Genomic DNA, 21,529 nt, shown 5'->3' on the forward strand with positions numbered 1-21,529 from the left:
GATCTCGGGTATGCCGTCCGGTCACCCGCGCGGTCACGCGACGGGGCGCTGATCCGCCGCCTGGCGGATCAGCGCCGCCGCTCGCTCGAAACCCGAGGTGGTGAGGATCATGGCGATGTCCGGCTCCGGCAGGAGCGCTCGACGGTCGCGGACGATCGCTTGCTGCCACGGCGAGAGAACCGCTCCCGCCGACTGGAGGTGATCGTCGGCGACCGTGAGCACCTCGCGGGCGCCGGCACAGCCCATGGTGGCCATCGCCGCGCCGGCGCCGGCGAGGACTTCGCCCGTGACCAACAGGTTGCCGCCACCCGCGAGGTGGGCAAGTGACTGGGCGAAGCGGCGCAGACCGAGGGCCGGCCGGTCCGAGCCGAGCGCCGCCCACCCCGCGTTGGTCGTGAACAGCGAGGCCGGCGCCAAACCGAGCTCTCGCTCCACCCGCGCCAGCGTGCGATCGAGGATCGTGAGCGCCTCCGCCGGGTGGTCTGAATCGATCAGCGCGAGAGCGACTTTCGGAACCACTTGGGTCAGGTCCACGGCGCTCGGGTTGGCCGCGATCAGTCGCCAGGCCTCCTGCCCTGCCGCCAGCGCCTCATCCGTGCGGCCGGCGGCGGCCAGCATCACGGCATACGCTCCCAGGGCTTCCGGCAGGTGGTGCTCGGCTCGCTCACGAGAGACGGCCACGGCCTCCTCGGCGCACGCGAGAGCCCGGGAGAAGTCCCCGCGCACATAGGGGCCGACCGAGCGCAGGATGTGCAAGCGGCCGAGCCAGTCGGGCTCGTCGTCGAGATCGGCGGCGAGCGCATCGAGGGTCGCGCGTTGGGCGGTGCCCTGGTCCTGCGGCAACAGCGCCACTTCGAGCAGTCGCAGAATCGCGATCTGGCGGTCCGTCAGGGCCCCGCTGGCCAACGCCCGTCGCACATAGGCGACGCCCTCTCGGCCGGTCTCGGCGAAGAACCAGTACCGGGACAAGACGATGGCGAGATCGCCGAGCGTGTGCGGGTCGCCAGTGTCGAGGGCGCTGCGCAATGCACCCAGGTAGTCGGGATACGAGGCGGCGATATCGGCGATCATGGAATCGCTGAGCGGCTGCCCGCGCCACCGGGCGGCATACCACTCCCGGTGCCGGGCCGCCGTCGCAGCGAGTTCGCCGGCGTCCTCCAAGTGCTCGCGCATGAGGGCCTGGACCGTGCGGAGAAGACGCATCCGTAGGGCGCCGTCTCGTCGGTCGACCTGGACCTGGGCTTCGCGGATGAGCGTGCGGATGCTGGAGCGGACGTCGGCGGTCCCGGCGGGGGTCTGGACATGCCCGACGACGGCGAGCGCTGCGGCCATGTCGAAGGGGCCGTCGAAGATGCCCAGGCGGCGCACCATGGTTCGGGCCTGGCCGGGCAGCCGGTCAAGGCTCCACGTCAGGGTCTCCCGCAGTGATCGCTGGCGCTGGTCGCGGTCCCGCTCGGCCGCTTCGAGGTCCAGCGGTGCCTCGACCAGGCCCAGCAGGTCGGCGACCGAGGAGGACACCGACTGGCCGGCGACGATCTCCAGGGCAAGCGGTAGGCCGTCCACCCGGCGGGTGATCTCCGCCGCCCGGTGATAGTCCTCGCCAGACAGGGTCAGGCCTGGCGAGTGGTCGGTGAGCCGGTCGACGAAGAGCCGGACCGCGGGGGCGCTCATCAGGACATCGAGCGCCGCGCCCGCAGGTGGCGCGGGCAGCGGGCCGAGGGCGAGGAGGCTCTCCCCGGTCAGGTCCAGCGGCATCCGCGAGGTGACCACGACGCGCACCCCGGGGCATCGGCTCAGCACCCGGTCGACGACCACGCTGCAGGCCGTCAGCGACCACTCGGCCTCATCGAGCAGGAGCAGGATGTCGCTCGCCCGCAGCCCGGCGGCGAGAGTGTCGAGCGGCGCCGCGGCAGCGAGCGTGATGCCGGCCGCCCGGGCGAGGGTCTCGCAGACGTCGGCAAGGGTCGCTCCGCTCACGCACGGCAATTCGGCATAGACCAGGTTCGTCTGACCGGGCAGGCTGCGGGCGTATTCCATCAGCAGGCGGCTCTTGCCCACGCCCCCGGGGCCGACGATCGTCACGAGCCGCCGTCCGGCGTCGAGCAGCTGGGCAATCTGGCGCAACTCGTCGTCCCGGCCGATGATCGATGTGGTGGGAAGGGGCGCAGATCCGCGGCGTGCGATCGGACGCCTGGTGGCCCGTTGATGGAAGTCGTTGTCCTGAGCCAGGATTCGAGCGTGCATCGCGATGACGTCCGGGTTGGGATCGATGCCGAGCTCGTCGCGCAGGGCGCGGCGCAGGTGCTCGAAGACGCCCAGGGCCTCGGCCTGCCGACCGGAGCGATAGAGACCCTCCATGAGCAACTCGTGAGCGTGCTCGCGCAGCGGCTCGCGGCCGGTCAGCTCGCTCATCAAGGTCACGGCATCCGCGACTCCGGCGGGATCGTCCCCGCAGAGCAGCCGCTCCGCGAGCTGCTCTGCGGCGCCGTCGCGAAGTTCGTGCAGCCGGGGGCGTTCCGTGGCGACCAGCGCCTCGCTGACGCCACCGAAGGCCTCCGGTCCGGACCAGAGGGCCAGGGCGGATCGCAGCAGGTCGACCAGGCGGTGCTGGTGCTCCGGCACGAGCGAGCGGGCGCTGGTGACGAGGCGGGTGAACTCGTCGGCATCCACCTGGGCGCCGGTCGCCAGTTGATAGCCGGCATCCTGTCGGGTGATGGAGTCGGCGCCGAGGCTGCGGCGTAGCCGGGCGATGACGGTGTGGACCACCGAGGTGTCCAGTCGGGTGGCCTCCTCCTCCCAGACGGTGTCGAGGATGACCTCCGGACTGACCGGCCGGCCGCGCCGGATCACCAACAGGGCAAGGACATCTCGCGCCCGCTGGCCCCGGGGGTTGGCCCTGGCGTCGCCGGCGCTCAAGGTGCCGAGCACACGGAAGTCCATCAGGCCCATGAAAGCATCCACGCGCCTCACGCGCAGGCGGTTGACCTTTCCGAGCTCTCGGTCCGCGGGGCGCTGGCCGGCGGGTGTGCGGCGACGGCGTGCGGTCCGTGCTCGCGGACCGCGGCGAGCAGGGCCGCCACATCGAACCGGAAGTCGACGCCGTCGCCGTGCACCGTGGCGCCACAGCGGCGCAGCCACGCCCTGACCGGGGTGTTCTCGCGCAGGGTGGAGCAGGTGAACTCGTCGATGCCGAGCGCCGCAGCGAGGGCGGCCAGCTCGCTGATGAGCGCGAGCCCGACGCCGCGGCCGTGCCAGCTGTCGTGCACGGCCAGGGCGATCTCGGCGCGGGCCGGCTCGCCGCGCTCCCGCGTGAACTCGCCGTGCCCGACCGCCTCGCCGCCCGCGAGCGCCACGACGACGTGCCGCTCCCCGGGCACCACCGTCGCCAGCTGGCGCAGGTAACGCTCCGGCACCGACGGCATACCGGTATGGAAGCGCAGCCACCGCGACGCCGGCGACAGGCCGGCGAACACCTGGCGCACCGGCTCGATCTCCCCGCCGGCCAGGCTCATCAGGCGCACCGGACCGGCTGGGAGGAGCGCGGTGCGGACACGAGTGCGGGGTGTGGTGGTCATGACCGTCAGCTAACGTGGCAGGTCTGTCGCGGATCTGTCACGGGCCCACTGCGCGAAAATGCTAGGCAGGCACGCGGCCGCCGCAGCGTCGCGTGACATCAACCTCGAGCCGGACCAGACGTGGCCGGTCGGCCACCTGCCCTGAAGTCGCTCAGCCCGCCAGGGCGGTGATCGCCTCGACCAGCTCGGCCGTGGTGAAGGGGACCCCGCGGACCCGGGCATACGACTGGGCATCGATGAGGTACTTCGCCCGCACCAGCATCGCGAGCTGGCCGGCGTTCATCTCGGGGACGAGCACCTTCTCGTAATCCCGCAGCACCCCACCGAGGTTGGCGGGGAAGGGGTTGAGGTGGCGCAGGTGCGCCGTGGCGACGGCGACCCCATTGGCGCGGGCGGTGCGCGCGGCGGCAGCGATCGGCCCATACGTCGAGCCCCAGCCGAGGACGAGCAGGCGCGCCTCGCCGCTCGGGTCGATCACCTCGACATCGGGCACCGTGATGCCGTCGATCTTGGCCTGGCGCAGGTGGGTCATGCGCTCGTGGTTGTCGGGGTCATAGGAGATATTGCCCGTGACATCAGCCTTCTCGATGCCGCCGATCCGGTGCTCCAATCCCGGCGTGCCGGGCACCGCCCACGGGCGGGCCAAGGTGTTCGGGTCCCGCAGATAGGGCTGGAAGACCGGCGCGCCCTTGGCATCTTCGGCATTTGGCCCGGACGCGAAATCGACACGCAGATCAGGCAATTCGGCGATCTCCGGCAACTGCCACGGCTCGGCGCCATTGGCGAGATAGCCGTCGGAGAGCAGCATGACCGGCGTGCGATAGGTCGTCGCGATCCGCACCGCCTCGACCGCTGCATCGAAGCAGTCGGTCGGCGAGCAGGGCGCGACGATCGGCACCGGGGCCTCGCCATTGCGGCCATACATCGCCTGCAGCAGGTCGGCCTGCTCGGTCTTGGTCGGCAGCCCGGTCGACGGGCCGCCGCGCTGGACGTCGACGACGATCAGCGGCAGTTCGAGCGAGACGGCGAGCCCGATGGTTTCCGATTTGAGCGCGACACCCGGACCGGACGTCGAGGTCACCCCGAGCTTGCCGCCGAAGGCCGCGCCGAGCGCGATGCCGATGCCGGCGATCTCGTCCTCGGCTTGCAGCGTCATCACGCCATAGCGTTTGAGTCCCGAGAGGGTGTGCAGGATGTCGGAGGCCGGGGTGATCGGATAGGACCCGAGCACCACCTGCAGGCCGGCCCGGTGCGCGCCGGCGACCAGGCCATAGGAGAGCGCGGTGTTGCCGGTGACATTGCGATAGGTGCCGCTCGCCATCGGCGCCGGCGCGATCTCATAGGAGGAGACGAAGTCCTCGGTCGTCTCGCCATAGTTCCAGCCGGCGTCCAGCGCCGCGAGGTTGGCGCCGAGGATGTCCGGCTTGGCACCGAATTTGCCCTGAAGGAAGGCGCGGGTGCCGTCGGTCGGCCGCGAATACATCCACGACAACAGCCCGAGCGCGAACATATTCTTCGCGCGTTCCTTCTCCTTCCGCGTCAAGGAGGGGTATGCCGCGAGCGCCTCCACCGTCATGCTCGTCAGCGCCACGGGATGCACATGCCAGGACTCCAGCGAGCCGTCCTCGAGCGGATTGGTGGCATAGCCGACCTTGCTCAGATTGCGCGTCGAGAACTCGTCCTTGTCCGCGATGATCGTCGCGCCGCGCGGCACCTCGGGCAGATTCGCTTTCAGGGCAGCGGGATTCATCGCCACCAGCACATCGGGTGCATCGCCGGGGGTGAGCACATCGTGGTCGGCGAAGTGCACCTGGAAGGACGAGACGCCCGGCAGCGTGCCCTGCGGCGCGCGGATCTCGGCCGGGAAGTTCGGCAGCGTCGACAGGTCGTTGCCCAGAGCCGCGGTCTCGGCGGTGAAGCGGTCGCCGGTCAGCTGCATACCGTCGCCGGAGTCCCCGGCGAAGCGGATGACGACGCGATCGAGTTGGGTCTTGCCAGGCATGGGGTCCATCGTAGGTCTGCCTTACCTGCGCACGGACATTGCGCTCACCGGCTGATCACGGCCGCCAGGCACCGTGATAGCCGGCGAGAGTCTCGCGCAGCGAACGCGCCTCGGGGGTCACCCCACGCAGCGCATAGAGCACATCGGTGCCATAGAGCTCGCCATATGAGTAGCCCCGCTCGGTCAGCAGCCGGGTCATCTCCCGGAAGCTTTCGGCGGTCAGGCGGGTGTCCTGCGAGACGCCCCCGATCGCCTGTGCCCCGATCCGCCCGGGATAGCGTCCGGCCGGTCCGAAGGCGGCGGGCAACCACACGCCATAGCCCGCGGCACCGATCCCGTCGTCGACGCCATTGAACTGCCCCACCATCCGCTCGCCCAGCTCGGCACGGACGGCCGACCAGGTCGCCAGCCGATGCGGGTGCCGGGCCGGATCGCCCACGGGGACGAGGGTGTCCGTGTCCCCGATGGCATCACCGGCGGCCTGTGACAGGCGCACCCGAGCGGGCCATAGCCCCGCGGCGTCGGACCAGATCTGCCGTTCGTAGGCGTCATATGCGGTCCGCAGGTCCTCGATGGTGGCCCCAGGATGGGTGAGCCGGTAGGTCGCCAGCCAGGTCTGGCGGCCCGTCGCGCCGCCCAAGAACCATGGCTCGCCGTTGACGGACCACAGCCCGGTCACGCGCCACTGCACGAGATTGGGATCGGAGCCGTAGCGCTGCGCCACCGCGCGCTGCATCGCGACGGCAGCCTGGTGCGTCGACTCGGACCAGAAGACCGGGAAGGTCTCCCCACCGATGGTGATCCTCTCGTTCGCGGGCAGGGCGTCCAGGACATGGGCCGGCATCCCCTTGCCCGCGACCCCGAGGACGATCATGCCCTTCCACGGCTTCCCGGCCGCGGCCGCCGCGCTGCGGGCGGTGTCGAAGAAGCTGAAGTCGAAGCTCGTGCCGTCCTGGGTCAGGTCCCCCCACCGCGCGAAGACCGACAGCCCGTCGATCAGCGGCGAGGCCAGGGCCTCGTCCATGCTGGCGCGGGTCGTCCCCTTGCCGAACCACGCGATATTGCCGGCGAGCCCCCGTGCGGCCGGCGCCGGCCGGGTGGTCACCGTGAGTTGCGCGGGAGCCGAGACATTGCCCGCCGCGTCGACCGCGCTGACGCGCACCGGGTATGTCGTGTCCGGGCTGAGTCCTTCGACCGCGCCGCTCGGGGTCGGCACCGCGAGCGTATCGTCACCGACCGTGACCTCGTAGTGGTCGACCTCGACGTCATCGGCGGCCGGCGCCCAGCGCACGGTCAGGGCCGTGCTGCCGGCAACCACGCCGAGGTCGGCCGGGGTTTCGGGGGCCTGAACGTCCGGGCCGGGCGTGGCTGACTTCGTCGTGAAGTCGACGGTGGTCGGCGGGGCCTCGTTGCCTGCCGGGTCGCGCACCACCACCTTGACGGTGTAGGCCGTCGCGGGCGCCAACCCCCGGGCGACCACCGTGCCGGCCGAGCCCGCCTGCAGGGTCTGGCCACCGACCATGACCCAATAGCGCAGGACGGCACGATCGTCACTCGCGCCGCCGACGACCACCGCGGCGCTGGTGGTGCCCGGCACGACCGACACGGTCGCGGCGCTCGGTGCGGTCACGTCGGGGGACTGGGGTGTGCGGAAGTTCACGGTCCCCGGTGCCGAGAGATTGCCGGCGGCGTCGACGGCCACGACGGACACGGCATACGTGCGCGCCTCCTCGAGGCCGGAGAGGGACGCGGCAGGCGCGGTGACCTCCAGGGTGCGGCCGTCGACGGTCACCCGATATCCGGTGACGCCGACGGCATCGATCGACGCGACCCACGCCAGCTCGGCGCCGCCCGTGGTGACACCCGTGGCGACCAGCCCGGTCGGTGGGCTCGGAGCCGTGACATCGGCTGGTGTCCCGGGCGTGCGGACCTCGGCGGTGACCGGCGCAGAGAGGTTCCCCGCCGCGTCGCGCGCCACCACGGCGATGGTGTATGTCGTGTCCGGGCTCAGCCCGGTGAGCGTCGTGTCCGTGCCCGAGACGGTGGTCGTCGGCAGGCCGCTCGGCGTCACGAGGTATGCCGTGACCCCCACATTGTCGCTCGCCGCGCCCCACGTGAGCTGGGCGCTGGTCGCGGTGGTCGCCCCGACGACGACAGGTCCAGGCGGCGTCGGGGCGATGGTGTCGACCGCCCCGGCAGGAAGGGTCGTCACGGTGACGCTGACGGGCCGGGATCGGTTGCCCGCGCCGTCGACGGCCCGGACCGTCGCGGTGTAGCGGGTGGCGGGTTTGAGGTTGCCGACGCTGATCTTGGTCGCGGTCGGCCTGCGGGTCTGCCCGCCCACGGTGACGAGGTAATAGCGAACGCCGACATTGTCTTTCGAGGCCGTCCAGGTCAGCGCGACGGTGGAGACGCCGGGTGCCGACCGCAGGTTGGTCGGGGTGGTCGGCGGCCGGGTGTCGCCCGCCATGGCCGGCGACGCCAGGCCGATCAGGACCGCCACCGCGGCCAGCAGCGCCCAGGCCGCCCGCCGCGCCGGGCCGTTCCCTGACGGATGCTTCGATGCAGGATGTCCAACCACGCGCTGTCGGGGCCTCCTCCGCGGCCCCGGCGGACCGTCTCCGCAAGAGACTAAACCTGGGGGAGCCCCCGGCGACAGCCCTCGTTTCGGATGACACGGCGGCGGATCTGTCCGAGATCAGGCCCAGCGCGTGTGTGCCGGTGTGGGATCGGGCGCGGCCGGGCACCCGTGACTAGGGTGGGCGGGTGACCGACGAGCGGCGCGAGGTGCCCGTGGCCGAGTGGGCCGCGGCGGCCCAGGCTGCCCGCGACGAAGGCTTCGACTTCTTCGACTGGCTCAGCGCCGTCGATCGCACGGCCGATGAGCCGCCGGCCTTCGAGGTCACGCTCCACCTGTATGCCGTGGCCCCCCGCGCCCTGCGCGGCCTGCTGCTCACCACCCGCGTCCCCGAGGGCGGCGAACTGCCCAGTCTCACCGGCATCTTCGCCGGCGCCGCTTGGCACGAACGTGAGACGCACGAGATGTTCGGCCTCGCGATCAGCGGCTTCGACGACGGCACCGGCCTCGGCCTGCGCCCGCTGCTGCTGCCCGACGGCTTCGAGGGCCACCCGCTGCGCAAGGACTTCTATCTCGCGGCCCGGGTGGCCAAGGACTGGCCGGGCGCGAAGGAGCCGGGCCAACCGCATACGGGCGGGCCCGGCCGCCGAAAGATGCAGCCGCCCGGTGTCCCGCCGCCGGAGTGGGGGCCGCGATGAGCGCCCTCGAACTCATCCTGCGCGCCGCGTCCTCGCTGGCGATGCTGCTCGTGCTGCCCCTGCTCGTCGGGCAGACCGAGCACAAGGTGATGGCGCACATGCAGGGCCGGCTGGGCCCGATGTATGCCGGGGCCTACCACGGCTGGGCGCAGCTGGTCGCCGATGGGGTCAAGTTCGTCCAGAAGGAGGATCTGGTCCCCGCGGCCGCCGACAAGCAGGTCTTCCGGCTCGCCCCAATGCTCGCGATGGTGCCCTATCTGCTCGCGCTGGCGGCGATCCCACTGCACCCGGGTTATGCCGCGGTGGAGGCGCCCGCGAGCCTGGTCTTCGTCATGGCGGCCACCAGCATCGGGGTCCTCGGCACCTTGATGGCCGGCTGGGCCAGCGCGAACAAGTACGCCCTCATCGGTGCCCTGCGCAGTGCCGCCCAATTGCTGGCCTATGAACTGCCCATGATCCTCGCCGTCGCCTCCGTCGCGCTCGCCGCGGGCACCCTCTCGCTCGGCGGCATCGTCGAGGCGTGGAGCCCGTGGTGGCTGTTGTGGCAATTGCCGGGCGCCTTCGTCTTCCTCACCGCAGCCGTCGCGGAACTGCAGCGCCCGCCCTTCGATATGCCGATCGCCGACAGCGAGATCGTCTTCGGGCCCTACACCGAATACACCGGCCTGCGCTTCGCGCTCTTCCTGCTCAGTGAGTATGCCGGGATCGTGCTCTTCTCCCTGCTCTTCGCGGTGCTCTTCCTCGGCGGCTGGCGCGGCCCGCTGGACGACTGGCTGGGCTGGGCGTGGACCTTCGGCAAGGGCTTCCTCATCGCCTTGATCCTGATCTGGCTGCGGGTCTCCTGGCCGCGGCTGCGCGAGGACCAATTGCAGCGGCTGGCCTGGCTGTGGCTGATCCCGATCGCGCTGCTGCAGTTGGCGATCACCGCTGTCGGAGTGGTTCTCTAAGGTGGCGGGATGAGCGAGCGCAAGGGCATCGTGCCGGGCCTGGTCAAGGGTCTGGCCACGACGGCGCGCACCCTGACACGGCATACCCAGGTCGAGGAATACCCCCACCACCGCCCCGAGCTGCCTGCCCGCACGCGCGGGGTCATCGCCCTGCTCGCCGAGAACTGCACCTCGTGCATGCTCTGCGCACGCGAGTGCCCCGACTGGTGCATCTATATCGACGCGCACAAGGAGACGGTCCCGGCGACGACGCCCGGTGGCCGCGACCGGCAGCGCAATGTGCTGGACCGCTTCGCGATCGACTATTCGCTGTGCATGTACTGCGGCATCTGCGTCGAGGTGTGCCCCTTCGATGCGCTCTTCTGGTCCCCGCAGTTCGAGTATGCCGAGCTGGACATCCGCGACCTGCTGCACGAGAAGGACCGGCTGGAGTCCTGGGTCGAGAGCGTGCCCGTGCCGCCGGCGCCCGATCCCGGCGCCGCCGAGGTGCCGGAGGTCGCGTCTCAGCGGGCTCCCGCGCGCGGTCCGCGTGTCGTCGGTGGCGGGGCTGCCGGGGCTGCCCGTCCCGCGACGCCCGGCCTGGTTGCAAGGGACGCGCGACCCGAGCGGGCGCCCCGCCCCGCGCCACCGCCCGCGGGGGACGAGGGGTCGTGACCAGCCTCGATATCGCCTTCCTCGCCACCGGCGCGGTGACGATCGCGGCGGCCCTGCTGGCGGTCACCACGCGCCAACTCGTCCATTCCGCCCTCTGGCTGGTGCTCAGCCTCGGTGGTCTGGCCGGCTGTTATCTCGTCCTGGGTGCCGAGCTCGTCGCGCTCGTGCAGGTGCTGGTGTATGTCGGGGCGGTTGTCGTCCTCGTCATCTTCGCGCTCATGCTCACCCGTGCCCCCATCGGCCCGAGCGCCGAGCATTCGACCTCCCGGCTGCACCGCGCCCTCGCGGCCGTCCTCGGCGCGGGCGTCTCGGCACTGCTCCTCGCGGTGCTGCTGCCGCTGGCCGGCCGTGAGGCGGTCGCGCGGACGCCGGTGGATTCCTCGGCGCTGGCGGGCGATCTCTTCGGCACCTGGGTCTGGCCCTTCGAGGCCATCTCGCTGCTGCTGCTCATCGCGCTGATCGGCGCCTTCAGCGTCTCCCGGCTCGCGGGCGGCCAGACCGGAGGCCCCTCGTGATCCACCTGGCCCTGCCGTATGCCGTCGCCGCCGCCCTCATCGGGATCGGCACCTATGGTGTGCTCGCCCGCCGGAACGCCGTGCTCGTGCTCATCGGCATCGAGCTGATGCTGGCCGGGGCTGGGCTGCTGCTGATCACCGCGGGCGCCGTCGGCGGGGACCGGTGGCATGGCGGCAATATCCTCACGCTCTTCGTCATCACGATCGCCGCGGCCGAGGTCGTCCTGGCGCTCGCCGTCATCGTGGCCGTCTTCCGCCGGCGCGACAGCATCGACATCTCCGTCACCAGCGCGGCGCCGGCGCACCCCGAGGGGCACGTATGACCGCCCCCCACCTCCTCGCGCTCGCCCTCCTCGTCCTCGCAGCCGGCGCTCCTGCGGTCCTGGCTGCTGGTTTGGCGAGCCGGCGGGTCGCCTCCGGCCTGGCCCAGGTCGTGGCCCTGGCCGCGGCGGGGCTGGGGGTGGCAGCGCTCTGGGGAGCGCACGGCGCATACGCCCTGCCGGTGCTGCGCACCTCCGACCCGCGCCTATCCGACGAACTCACCCTCTTCCCGGCGCGGATCGCGACCGGCCCGGTCGTCGTGACGATCGCGGCCACCGTGCTGCTCGTCGTGCTCGCCGTGCAGGTCTTCGCGGGCTGGTATCTCCACGACGACGACCGCCAACCGGCCTTCGCCGCCACCGTCAGCCTCTTCGCCGCGGCGATGCTGCTGCTCGTGGTCTCCCGCGACCTGATCCTCACCCTCATCGGGTGGGAGGTCATGGGCTGGTGCTCCTATCTGCTCATCGGGCACTGGAGCCGCAAGGGGTCGGCCCGGCGGGCGGCATACAAGGCCTTCCTCGTCACCCGGCTCGCCGACGCCGCCTTCGTCATCGGCATCGTCGCCCTCATCGCGCTGGCCGGCTCCAGCGATCTCGAGCAGGTCTTGGGTGCATCGAGCGATCTCTCGCGCGTCACCTCCAGCGTGGCCGGGGCGTGCCCGGACACCGGGTCATGCCTGGGCCCGAACACCGCGCTCATCAATCTCGCGATGACGGCGCTCGTCATCGGTGTCCTCGGCAAGTCCGCCCAGATTCCCTTCCAGGACTGGCTGATCGACGCGATGGAGGGCCCGACACCGGCCTCTGCCCTCATCCACGCGGCAACCATGGTCGCCGCCGGCACCTGGGTCTTGACCGCGCTGCACCCGGTGCTCTTCGAGGCCCCGGTGGCCTTGTGGGTCCTGGCCGTGGCGACCGCCGCGACGATGATCTATGCCGCCTTCACCGCCTTCTTCCAGACCGACGTCAAGCGGATCCTCGCGTGGTCGACGATCAGCCAGGTGGCCGTCATGCTCAGCCCCCTCGCGGTGGCCGCCACCGTCGATGACGGCTCGGCAGCAGCGGCCGGGCACCTGTTCTCGCACGCCATCTTCAAGGCGCTGCTCTTCCTCACGGTCGGCTGGCTGGCCGTGCTCGCCGGGTCCACCGCCGCCCGCGATCTCGACGGCATCGGCGCCGACTCGACCTTCGCCAAGGCCGTCTGGGGTCTCGGCCTGATCTCCCTCGCCGGCGTGCCGCTCACCGTCGGCGGCATCTCCAAAGAGCATGTCATCGATGTCGCCGCGTGGATCGGAGGTGACGGACCGGGCCTGCGGCAGGGCATCGTCACCGTCGCCCTGCTGGTGACGGTGGCGATGACGGCGGCCTATGCCACCCGCGCGTACGAGATCGTCGCGGGCCGGCGGGCGGGCTCGGCGGCGCGACCGTCGGCGCCGCAGGCGCCTGGTCACCGCGATGCCGGACCCCTGGTCAAGCTCACCCTGGCCGCGCTGGCGGCGGCCACCTTGGCGGGCGGGCTGGTCTTCCTTCTCGGTCCGCTCGATCCTGGCCACGTCAGCGTCGGCCTGCTTGCGCTCAGCGTCCTGCTGATCGGCACCGGCGTCGTCGTCGGGTGGTATCTGCGGCCCGACGACAGTCGGCCACCGGCCCGGCTGATGACGCTGGCGAGCAACGGATTCGGCGCCGCATACCTCAAGGTGGTCGCGGTGCCGGTGCTGGCGCTCGCACGGCTGGCCGCCTTCGTCGACCGCGAGGTCGTCGAGACCTATGTCCGTGCCCCCGGCTGGGTCGCCTCCCTCACCGGTCGCGGCGCCGACTGGAGCCACGCCAAGGAGCGCGTCTCGACCGACCTCGTGTGGGTCGTGCTCGGACTGCTCGCGGTCGCGGGGGTGGCGCTGTGGGGCTGATCATCGCGATGGTGCTGCCGGCCGTTGTCGGCTCGTTGCTCATCATCGGCTCGCGCCGGATCAACGCCGGGGCAGCCGGTTTTCTCGCGCTCGCGGCGGCCGCCGGCGCGCTGGTCGCCGCGATTGCCGCGGCGGCCTCCGGCGCGCGCATCGAGCGTTCGTGGGTGACGGATTGGGGAATCGGCGCGAACTTCGCGACCGACCAGATCAGTTCGCCGCTGGCACTGCTGACCGCGAGCATCACCGTCCTCGTCGTGCTGCACGGTCTGCGGCACCGGCCGGCCGGTGGGTCGGCGGGGCTCTACTACGGCCTGCTGCTCCTCGTCGAACTCGGCGCCCTGGCGACTTTCTGGACGCGGGACCTGATCGTCTTCTTCATCGCCTTCGAGATCGTGCTGATCCCGATGTGGGTGCTGATCCACCGGTTCGGCGACGACCACGACCCGGTCCTGCGTCGCGAGGCGGCGATCCGGTTCGTGCTCTACACCGCCCTCGGCTCGAGCATCATGCTCACCGGGATCCTGGCTCTGGTCGGGCAGGCCGGCACCTCCGACATGCGCCAGGTCCTCGCGGCCGGCCTGACCTCGGACACCCAGTTGTCTATTGCGTTGTTGCTGGTCATCGGGCTGGTGGTCAAGGTGCCGGTCTTCCCGTTCCACTCCTGGCTGCCGCCGGCGCACACGATCGCGCCCACGGCCGGTTCGGTCTTGCTCGCGGCGGTGCTGCTGAAGATGGGCACCTATGGTCTGATCCGCCTGCCGTTGGCGCTCACCCCGGACGGCTTTGCGCGCCTGGGGCCGCTGCTCGCCACACTCGGCGTGGTCGGCATCCTCTGGGGCGGGCTGATCTGCCTGGTCGAGCGGGACCTGAAACGGCTCATCGCTTATTCGTCGGTGGCCCACATGGGCTTCGTCGCCCTCGCGCTCGGCACCGGATCCGGCCTCGGGTTGCAGGCCGCGCTAATCGCCAATGTCGCCCACGGGGTCATCTCGGCCCTGCTCTTCTTCGTCGTGGGCGCACTGAAAGACCGGTGGGGCAGCGTCGACCTCGGCGTCGTGCGACCGGCCCTGCGCGAATCCTGGCCCGGCCTAGGCCTGGCGCTGATGGTCGGTCTCGCCGGCAGTCTCGGCCTGCCCGGACTGGCCGGTTTCTGGGGGGAGTTCCTCGCGATCGCGTCCGCGTGGAATCCGCAAGGCAGCGGCGCTGCGGCACCCATCGTGTGGCTGCAGGACGCCGAGCGGGTCGGCTGGTTCGCCTACAGCCCCCTGGACGGGCTATTCCAGATTGATGGCATCCAGATCGCGCTGACTGCCGGGCCCCCGAATGCCATGGTGATGCGCGGCCTGGCCGTCGCGGCAGCGCTCGGGGCGGTGCTCGCGGCGGCATACAGCCTGCGCGTCGCCAAGCTGATCTGGATGGGCGACGCGGCGTCGCGGGACCGGGCCGGTGACGTCACGCCGGTGGAGGCGCTCGTCATGGCGGTGCTCGCGATCGCGATCATCGTGCTTGGCCTGATGCCCTATCTGATCTTCTCCGGCCCCACGCCCTTCGGGGGTGTCCTTCGATGACGACCAGCCTGATCTCGATCGACTGGCGGGTGCTGGCTCCCGTGCTCGCGCCGGCCCTCGGTGCGCTGCTGGTCCTGATCGTCGATGCCCTGGCGCCTCGGGCCCGCGGACTGCACCTGCCGATCGGTCTCGCCGCGCTTGGGGCCGGCCTCGGCGGGCTGCCATATGCCGTCACCACCGCCACCGCGACCCGCACTCTGTGTCTGCCCGGCCCAGATGGCCGCTGCTTCTATGAGACCGGCCCGACCGGTCTGACACTGCAGCTCATCGCGCTCGCCGGCAGCCTGCTCGTGCTGCTCATGCTCGGCCCCGGCACCCGGCACCTGGACCGTATACAGCGCGGTGGCCCCGCCGTCACCGTCGCCCTCGTCCTCGCCGCGACGACCGGCGCCGCGATGGTCGTCGCCGCCCGCGACTTGCCCACCTGGCTGGTCGCCATCGAGTTGGCGACCTTGCCGGCCGTCGCGCTGGTCGCGCTCAGCCGCGGCCGCGGGGCCGAGGGCGGTGCGTTGTCGCTGCTTATGGTGTCGCTGACCTCCTTCGCCCTGCTCTGCGTCGGCATCGGGCTGTGGGTGCTGGCGACGGGCGATGTCAGCTTCTCCACCGACACCCTGCGGGTGGCATTCGACTATCCGGAGCGGCATCGCGTGCTTCTCCTGGCGATCCTGTTCCTCCTGGCCGGCCTCGGCTTCAAGCTGTCCGCGGTGCCTTTCCACACCTGGACCCCGCAGGCGTTTGTCGTCGCGGACGAACCGATCGCGGCCTATCTCGCGACCGTCTCGAAGGCCGCGGCCGTGGGGGCGGCGATCGTCATCCTCGGCCCACTCGTGTCGGTGACGGCGGCGGGTAGCGATGACGGCGACTCCATCCGCCTCGTCATCGGGGTGCTCGCCGCCGCGTCGATGACGCTCGGCAATCTGCTCGCCTTGCGCATGGACGATCCGGTCCGCCTCCTCGCGTGGTCGACGATCGGGCAAGCCGGCTGGGTGCTCGCGCCGCTCGCCATGCTCACCCCGACCGCGGTCAGCGCGTCGGTCGCCTACCTGCTCGTGTATGTCGTCGGCTCGCTCGCCGTCTTCGCCGTGACCGCCGCCGTCCACCCGCGCGCCGAGGGAGCCGGGGAACGCTCGCTCACGGCATACCTCGGGCTCGCGCGGCGCAGCCCGCTGCTCGCGATCGTGCTCGGGCTCGGCCTGCTCACCCTCGCCGGCCTCCCGCCGGCCGTGCTCGGCGTCGTCGCCAAGATCGTCGCCATCGCGCCAGTCGTGGCGACCGGCCAGTGGTGGCTCGTCGCGGTCCTCGTCGCCAATATCGTCCTCGGCATCGCGGTTTACCTGCGGTGGCTGCTGTATGCCGTGCGCCCCGCCCCCTCGATCACGCCCGGGGACACCGCCGAGTCCGCGCCTGCCCCACGGCTCGACCCCGGCCTGCGCATCGCCCTGCTGCTGCTCGCCGCCGCCCTCGTGCTCCTCTCGCTCGTCCCCGGCCTCGCCCTCGGCCTGGCGCGCTGACTGCGACGGCGCCCCTCCTCGCGGTACGGTCGGGACCGGGAACGAAACGACCTTAAGGCGGCGTTGGACGAGACATGCACAACCACTTCAACGGTCTGAAGACCGCTGGACTCTTCGGCCTCATCTGGGTGCTGCTGCTCGGGATGGGTTCGCTCATCAGCAGCGGCCGCTACATCTGGCTGTTCGCGCTCATCGGTCTGGCGACGACCTTCTATTCGTACTGGAACTCCGACAAGCTCGCGATCCGCGCGATGCGCGCCTACCCCGTCAGTGAAGCTCAGGCACCGGCCTATTACCGGATCGTTCGCGAACTCTCGAGCGCCGCGGGCAAGCCGATGCCCGCGCTCTATGTCTCGCCGACCGCCGCCCCCAACGCCTTCGCGACCGGCCGCAACCCCAATCACGCGGCCGTCTGCGTCACCGAGGGCATCGTCCAACTGCTCGACGAGCGCGAGTTGCGCGGCGTCCTCGGCCACGAGCTGATGCACGTCTACAACCGCGACATCTTGACCGGCTCGGTCGCCGCGGCGATCGCCGGCGTCATCACCTCTGTCGCCCAGATGGCGATGTTCTTCGGGGGCGGCTCGGATGAGGATCGCCCCAACCCGCTCGCGATGCTCGGGATGGCGCTGCTCGCCCCCTTCGCCGCGATGATCATCCAGATGGCGATCTCCCGGACCCGGGAGTATGACGCGGACGAGGACGGCGCCAAGCTCACCGGCGACCCGCTGGCCCTCGCCTCCGCGCTGAGCAAGCTGGAGACCGGCACGCGCCGGGCGCCACTGGCGCCCACGCCGCAGGTCGTCAACGCTTCGCACATGATGATCGCCAACCCCTTCCGCGCCCAGGACGTCTCGCGCTTCTTCGCCACTCACCCGCCGATGGGCGAGCGGATCGCTCGCCTCGAGGCGATGGCCTCGGGTATGCAGCGGCGCGCCTGAGCCTGAACGCCTTCAGCCCGATGCCCGCCGGATCGTCGCCCGCTTCCACCCCTGCGGGCGGCCCCGGCCAGGCAGGATGGGCCCGATGCCCAGTCTGACCCGCACCGAAGCAGCCGACCGCGCCGCCGCCATCCGGGTGACCCGGATGGTCGTGGATCTTGACTTGGACCACGGGGAGCAGCACTTCGGCTCGCGCACCGAGATCCACTTCGAGGCGCTCGCGCAGGCGAGCTTCGTCGCCCTGCGCGCCGTCTCGGTCGAGCGGATCGAGCTGAACGGACGCTCGCTCAACCCGGACTCCATTGCCGATGGCCGGCTGCCGCTGGAGGATCTGGCCGAGCGCAATGTGCTGCTCGTCGAGGCGACGATGGCCTACAGCCGCGACGGCTCCGGCCTGCACCGCAGCGTCGATCCGGCGGATGAGCAGGTCTATGTCTATGGCCACCTCTTCCTCGACGCCGCGCCGACCGTCTTCGCGTGTTTCGACCAGCCGGACCTCAAGGCGCCCTATGAGGTGACCGTGCGCGCTCCGCATACCTGGCGCGTGGTGGGCAATGGTGCCGCGACGCGCGGGGCCGACGGCCGCTGGGTGCTCGCACCCACGCCGCCGCTCGCGACCTATTTCGTGACGATCTGCGCCGGCCCCTGGGTCAGCGTGGAGCGCGAGCACGATGGCATCCGTCTCGGGATGCATGCGCGCGCTTCCCTGGCGGATGCCCTTGAGCGGCAAGCAGATTCGCTCCTGGGAGACACGGCCGCCTTCCTCGACTACTACCACCATCTCTTCGGGATCCGTTATCCCTTCGGGGACTATCACATGGTCTTCTGCCCGGAGTTCAACGCGGGGGCGATGGAGAATCCGGGCTGTGTCACGATCCGCGACACCTATCTCTATCGCGGTGCGGCGACCCGCGATGAGGTGCTGACCCGCACCAACACCATCGCCCACGAGATGGCCCATATGTGGTTCGGCGATCTCGTGACGATGACCTGGTGGGACGACCTGTGGCTCAACGAGTCCTTCGCCGAATATCTCGCGCACCGGGCAATGGTCGCGGCGACGTCTTTTGCCGACGCCTGGGTCGACTCGACGATGGCGCGCCGGCTCTGGGGACACTCGGCGGAGCGCTCGCCCTCAACCCATCCGGTCGCTGGCGTGCCGGCGCTCGATGCGCAGGCGGCGTTGAACAATTTCGACGGCATCTCCTATGCCAAGGGCAGCGCCGTGCTGCGTCAGCTCATCGTGCACATCGGCGATGACGCCTTCCTGGCCGGCGTGCGGAAACACTTGCAGCGCAACAGCTTCGGCAATGCTGACCTCGCTGACTTCCTGCGGGCGATGGAGGAGTCGTCCGGTGTGGATCTCGCGCAGTGGAGCGCCGTCTGGCTGGAGACCGCCGGCATTGACGCGCTCCATGTGCACCAGGACACCGGCCGGGTGACCCGGATGCTGCCGCCGGGGGCGGAGAAGGTGAGCCGTCCGCATACCTTTGATGTCGCGGGTTTCACCGGCGCGCAGGAGGTTTTCCGAGTCACCGGCACGATCGACCGGCCGACCCGCAAGTGGCCCGAATTGGTTGATGCGCCTCGCGCCGAGATCGTCGTCCCGAATGCCGCCGACCTCACCTGGGCCGTGAGCGGCCTCGACCCGGAAACGCTCGCCAATCTGCCGGCCGGGCTTGCGACGGTCCCCGACGGGCAGGCGCGCGCGGTGCTTTGGCTGGCCCTCATCGACGGTATGCACGAGGCGCGCATCGACCCTCGGCACCTGCTCGCGACCTTCGACACGGCGTGGGAGCGCGAGACCAGTGACTCGGTGCTCAACCGCGTTGGCGCGCATATGGTTTCGCGACTCATCCCGATCTTCCTGCCGCCTGCCGAGCAGCCGGACGCCGAAGGGCGGGTGGCCGCCGCGGCCCGCCGGCTGTATGACGGGGCCACCGCCCCCGGACATCGGCTGATCGGCGCGCGGCTCCTGGTGCAGACCTGCGCGGACGAGGCGCTGCTGCGCACCTGGCTCGAGGGCGATGACCTGCCCGCGGAACTGGCCACGGACTCCGACTTCCGCTGGTTCGTCGTGCGCGCCCTCGCCCGCCGCGGCTGGCTGGGGGAGGAGGAGATCGAGACCTATCGGCAGCGCGACGAATCCCTCGCCGGTCAGCAGGCCGCTCTCGCAGCCCTGGCGCTGCGTCCGACGGCCGAGGCGAAGGCCTGGGCCTGGGCCGCGCTCACGCAAGATCGTGCACGCAGCAACTACGAGCTGAACGCCCTCGCCGGAGCCTTCTGGACCAGCGGCGCCCCCGAGGTGCTTGCGCCGTATGTCGAGCGCTACTTCACCGACATCCCGCCCTTGGCCGACCGGGTCGGCGAGGACGCCCTCGGGACGGTGGCCGCGCTGGCATACCCCCTGCCCATGGTGAGCGAGCAGACCCTCGCGGCCAGCCGCGCCGCCCTCGCCCGCCGCGACCTGACTCCCGCCGTCCGCCGCGCGATCATCGATGCCCAGGCCAAACTCTGCGAGGCCCTCGCCTCCCGCGCCACCTTCGGCTGACGACCCGCCTGATGACGTCAGTGCCAGCGCGGCAGGTCAGGGGTCTTGTGGGCAGTTCTCAATGACTTTTAGCCATTTGTCGTGGTCAAGGTCCGAGTTCATTCCGGAGATCCTGGCCCAGGGCGGCCGGGCCGCAGGTGCTGACCACGCCGTCCTCTTCCGCGGCTACGACCTCGGGCCCGGGATGCGCGACTGAGGCTTACGAGGGGAGCCGGCATACGGCATGCTCTGACCCATGAGCGAGGCCACCGAGTCGGTGTGGGACTACCCGAGACCGCCAGCGGTCCGGCGCGTGAGCCGCGAGGTGCGCGTGGTGCTCGGGGGCCAGGTCGTCGTCGAGACCGACGACGTCGTCGAGGTGCTCGAGACCAGCCACCCGCCGACGCTCTATCTGCCGCGATCCGCCTTTGCGACAGGCGTTCTGGTGCCGGTCACCGGCTCGTCCTGGTGTGAGTTCAAGGGGAAGGCGTCGTATGCCGATGTCGTCGCGGGAGCGGTCACCGCCCCTCGGGCGGCGTGGTGGTATGCCGCACCGGCCGCGGGCTACGAGGCGCTCCGCGATCGGGTCTCGCTCTATCCGGGGCGGATGGACGAGTGCACGGTCGACGGCGAGCGGGTGACCGCGCAGCCGGGCGACTTCTACGGAGGGTGGATCACATCCCGCGTGACCGGCCCCTTCAAGGGTGCACCGGGGACCCTCGGATGGTGATGCCCACGGGGCGGAGGACCGCCGAACGCGAGCCCGGCGCCTGGCCGCGACGCATTGCGCGCCTCCTCCTGGGCGCCTTCCTGGTCTTCGCCGGTGTCGCGCACCTGACGTTGGCGCGCCAGGAGTTCCGGGCCCAGGTGCCGCCATGGATGCCCCTCGACACCGACCTCGTCGTCGTCGTGTCGGGCGTGGTCGAGATCGCGCTCGGGCTGGCCCTCTGGCTCTGGCGCGGACCGCTCATCGGATGGGTCGTCGCCGGCTTCTTCGTCGCGGTGTTCCCCGGCAACCTGTGGCAGTGGCTCGAAGGCCGGGATGCCTTCGGCCTGGACACCGATCGGGCGCGCTTCATCCGGCTCTTCTTCCAGCCGGTGCTCATCGCGTGGGCGCTCTGGTGCACCGGCGCCTGGCGGAGCTGGCGTGCCACGCGCGAGCATCGACCGTAGCGACGCTGGACCCGACGACCAGAGGAGGGGTGCGCCATGCGCCTGCGCTATGCGATCAACGTGACCATCGACGGGTGCGTCCACCACGAGGCCGGACTGCCACCGGACGAGGAGTCGATGGCCTTCTGGACCGACGAGGTGGCCTCGGCGAGGGCGCTGCTCTACGGCCGGCGGACCTATGAGCTGATGGAGTCCGCGTGGCGCCGGCCGGCCACCGGCGAGTGGCCCGAGTGGATGGGCGAGAGGGAGATTCGCTTCGCCGAGGTCATCGACGCCACGCCGAAGCACGTCGTGTCGAGCACCCTCACGGCTCCGGACTGGCGGGCCGAGCTGGTGACCGGCGACCTGCGTCAGTCGGTGGCCGGCCTCAAGGCGGCCGGTGCTGGACACCTGCTGCTCGGTGGCGTGAGGCTGCCTCTGGCACTGGCCGACTGGGGACTGATCGACGACTACGTCTTCGTCGTGCATCCCGTCCTCGCCGGCCACGGGCCCACCCTGCTGTCCGGGCTGCGCGACCGAGTCAGCCTCGACCCGGTGGACCAGCGCCAGTTCCGCTCAGGAGCGATGGCCCTCCACTACGTGCCCGCTGCCGGGTAAGGACGAGCACACG

The 21,529-nt window shown here is 71.0% G+C and carries 18 protein-coding genes; 14 read left to right on the forward strand and 4 right to left on the reverse strand.

Annotated features, from left to right (window positions below):
- Positions 1 to 33: 33 nt before the first annotated feature.
- From ABD225_RS01770 to ABD225_RS01785, 4 genes are all read right to left on the reverse strand, one after another.
- On the reverse strand, positions 34 to 2,949 hold the full coding sequence (locus ABD225_RS01770; RefSeq protein ID WP_344080340.1) for an AfsR/SARP family transcriptional regulator: 2,916 nt from the start codon (positions 2,947 to 2,949) through the stop codon (positions 34 to 36).
- A gap of 17 nt (positions 2,950 to 2,966) precedes the next feature.
- Positions 2,967 to 3,575: a GNAT family N-acetyltransferase gene (locus ABD225_RS01775; RefSeq protein WP_344080343.1), complete on the reverse strand. Its 609-nt coding sequence runs from the start codon at positions 3,573 to 3,575 to the stop codon at positions 2,967 to 2,969.
- 151 nt (positions 3,576 to 3,726) lie between these two features.
- Entirely contained in the window at positions 3,727 to 5,577 is a 1,851-nt protein-coding gene (locus ABD225_RS01780; protein ID WP_344080346.1) for a 2-oxoacid:acceptor oxidoreductase subunit alpha, read from the reverse strand.
- A gap of 55 nt (positions 5,578 to 5,632) precedes the next feature.
- A complete protein-coding gene (locus ABD225_RS01785) occupies positions 5,633 to 8,158 on the reverse strand; it encodes a fibronectin type III domain-containing protein (RefSeq protein WP_344080349.1) in 2,526 nt (841 codons plus the stop codon).
- A 185-nt stretch (positions 8,159 to 8,343) separates the two neighbouring features.
- Here ABD225_RS01785 and ABD225_RS01790 point away from each other — a divergent pair, with 185 nt between their 5' ends.
- The 14 genes from ABD225_RS01790 (at position 8,344) to ABD225_RS01855 (ending at position 21,516) form a co-directional block, all read left to right on the forward strand.
- Positions 8,344 to 8,853, forward strand: a complete 510-nt coding sequence (locus tag ABD225_RS01790; RefSeq protein WP_344080352.1) for an NADH-quinone oxidoreductase subunit C — start codon at positions 8,344 to 8,346, stop codon at positions 8,851 to 8,853.
- On the forward strand, positions 8,850 to 9,800 hold the full coding sequence (locus ABD225_RS01795) for a complex I subunit 1/NuoH family protein (RefSeq protein WP_344080355.1): 951 nt from the start codon (positions 8,850 to 8,852) through the stop codon (positions 9,798 to 9,800). The genes ABD225_RS01790 and ABD225_RS01795 overlap by 4 nt, the downstream gene beginning before the upstream one ends.
- Positions 9,801 to 9,809: 9 nt before the next feature.
- Positions 9,810 to 10,454 carry a 4Fe-4S binding protein gene (locus ABD225_RS01800; RefSeq protein WP_344080357.1) on the forward strand — a complete coding sequence of 215 codons (645 nt, stop codon included), beginning with the start codon at positions 9,810 to 9,812 and terminating at the stop codon, positions 10,452 to 10,454.
- A complete protein-coding gene (locus ABD225_RS01805; RefSeq protein WP_344080360.1) occupies positions 10,451 to 10,969 on the forward strand; it encodes an NADH-quinone oxidoreductase subunit J family protein in 519 nt (172 codons plus the stop codon). Before ABD225_RS01800 ends, ABD225_RS01805 begins: the two co-directional genes overlap by 4 nt.
- Positions 10,966 to 11,292: an NADH-quinone oxidoreductase subunit NuoK gene (nuoK, locus tag ABD225_RS01810; RefSeq protein WP_344080363.1), complete on the forward strand. Its 327-nt coding sequence runs from the start codon at positions 10,966 to 10,968 to the stop codon at positions 11,290 to 11,292. Before ABD225_RS01805 ends, nuoK begins: the two co-directional genes overlap by 4 nt.
- The gene (locus ABD225_RS01815; RefSeq protein ID WP_344080366.1) at positions 11,289 to 13,196 is read left to right on the forward strand and encodes an NADH-quinone oxidoreductase subunit 5 family protein; all 1,908 of its coding nucleotides are present in this window, start codon (positions 11,289 to 11,291) and stop codon (positions 13,194 to 13,196) included. Before nuoK ends, ABD225_RS01815 begins: the two co-directional genes overlap by 4 nt.
- Positions 13,187 to 14,764 carry a complex I subunit 4 family protein gene (locus tag ABD225_RS01820; RefSeq protein ID WP_344080369.1) on the forward strand — a complete coding sequence of 526 codons (1,578 nt, stop codon included), beginning with the start codon at positions 13,187 to 13,189 and terminating at the stop codon, positions 14,762 to 14,764. Before ABD225_RS01815 ends, ABD225_RS01820 begins: the two co-directional genes overlap by 10 nt.
- Entirely contained in the window at positions 14,761 to 16,275 is a 1,515-nt protein-coding gene (locus ABD225_RS01825) for an NADH-quinone oxidoreductase subunit N (RefSeq protein WP_344080372.1), read from the forward strand. Before ABD225_RS01820 ends, ABD225_RS01825 begins: the two co-directional genes overlap by 4 nt.
- A 74-nt stretch (positions 16,276 to 16,349) precedes the next feature.
- On the forward strand, positions 16,350 to 17,216 hold the full coding sequence (gene htpX / locus ABD225_RS01830; RefSeq protein ID WP_344080375.1) for a zinc metalloprotease HtpX: 867 nt from the start codon (positions 16,350 to 16,352) through the stop codon (positions 17,214 to 17,216).
- An 85-nt stretch (positions 17,217 to 17,301) separates the two neighbouring features.
- Positions 17,302 to 19,767: an aminopeptidase N gene (gene pepN / locus ABD225_RS01835; protein WP_344080378.1), complete on the forward strand. Its 2,466-nt coding sequence runs from the start codon at positions 17,302 to 17,304 to the stop codon at positions 19,765 to 19,767.
- A gap of 61 nt (positions 19,768 to 19,828) precedes the next feature.
- Complete coding sequence (locus tag ABD225_RS01840; protein WP_344080381.1) at positions 19,829 to 19,963, forward strand: hypothetical protein; 135 nt, start codon at positions 19,829 to 19,831, stop codon at positions 19,961 to 19,963.
- A 39-nt stretch (positions 19,964 to 20,002) separates the two neighbouring features.
- The gene (locus ABD225_RS01845) at positions 20,003 to 20,476 is read left to right on the forward strand and encodes a DUF427 domain-containing protein (protein WP_344080384.1); all 474 of its coding nucleotides are present in this window, start codon (positions 20,003 to 20,005) and stop codon (positions 20,474 to 20,476) included.
- Positions 20,476 to 20,919, forward strand: a complete 444-nt coding sequence (locus tag ABD225_RS01850; RefSeq protein WP_344080387.1) for a DoxX family protein — start codon at positions 20,476 to 20,478, stop codon at positions 20,917 to 20,919. The genes ABD225_RS01845 and ABD225_RS01850 overlap by 1 nt, the downstream gene beginning before the upstream one ends.
- 36 nt (positions 20,920 to 20,955) lie before the next feature.
- A complete protein-coding gene (locus ABD225_RS01855; protein WP_344080390.1) occupies positions 20,956 to 21,516 on the forward strand; it encodes a dihydrofolate reductase family protein in 561 nt (186 codons plus the stop codon).
- Positions 21,517 to 21,529 lie beyond the last annotated feature (13 nt).

Origin of the sequence: Nostocoides veronense (assembly GCF_039531185.1) — a bacterium.
GTDB lineage: Bacteria > Actinomycetota > Actinomycetes > Actinomycetales > Dermatophilaceae > Nostocoides_A > Nostocoides_A veronense.

Excerpts from the sequence above, each read along its gene's own strand:
- ABD225_RS01795 (WP_344080355.1), top strand. The coding sequence starts at position 8,850 with ATGAGCGCCCTCGAACTCATCCTGCGCGCCGCGTCCTCGCTGGCGATG.
- ABD225_RS01780 (WP_344080346.1), bottom strand. The coding sequence starts at position 5,577 with ATGCCTGGCAAGACCCAACTCGATCGCGTCGTCATCCGCTTCGCCGGG.
- ABD225_RS01815 (WP_344080366.1), top strand. The coding sequence starts at position 11,289 with ATGACCGCCCCCCACCTCCTCGCGCTCGCCCTCCTCGTCCTCGCAGCC.
- ABD225_RS01825 (WP_344080372.1), top strand. The coding sequence starts at position 14,761 with ATGACGACCAGCCTGATCTCGATCGACTGGCGGGTGCTGGCTCCCGTG.
- ABD225_RS01770 (WP_344080340.1), bottom strand. The coding sequence starts at position 2,949 with ATGGGCCTGATGGACTTCCGTGTGCTCGGCACCTTGAGCGCCGGCGAC.
- ABD225_RS01840 (WP_344080381.1), top strand. The coding sequence starts at position 19,829 with ATGACTTTTAGCCATTTGTCGTGGTCAAGGTCCGAGTTCATTCCGGAG.
- htpX (WP_344080375.1), top strand. The coding sequence starts at position 16,350 with ATGCACAACCACTTCAACGGTCTGAAGACCGCTGGACTCTTCGGCCTC.
- pepN (WP_344080378.1), top strand. The coding sequence starts at position 17,302 with ATGCCCAGTCTGACCCGCACCGAAGCAGCCGACCGCGCCGCCGCCATC.
- ABD225_RS01775 (WP_344080343.1), bottom strand. The coding sequence starts at position 3,575 with ATGACCACCACACCCCGCACTCGTGTCCGCACCGCGCTCCTCCCAGCC.
- ABD225_RS01850 (WP_344080387.1), top strand. The coding sequence starts at position 20,476 with ATGCCCACGGGGCGGAGGACCGCCGAACGCGAGCCCGGCGCCTGGCCG.
- ABD225_RS01855 (WP_344080390.1), top strand. The coding sequence starts at position 20,956 with ATGCGCCTGCGCTATGCGATCAACGTGACCATCGACGGGTGCGTCCAC.
- ABD225_RS01845 (WP_344080384.1), top strand. The coding sequence starts at position 20,003 with ATGAGCGAGGCCACCGAGTCGGTGTGGGACTACCCGAGACCGCCAGCG.
- ABD225_RS01800 (WP_344080357.1), top strand. The coding sequence starts at position 9,810 with ATGAGCGAGCGCAAGGGCATCGTGCCGGGCCTGGTCAAGGGTCTGGCC.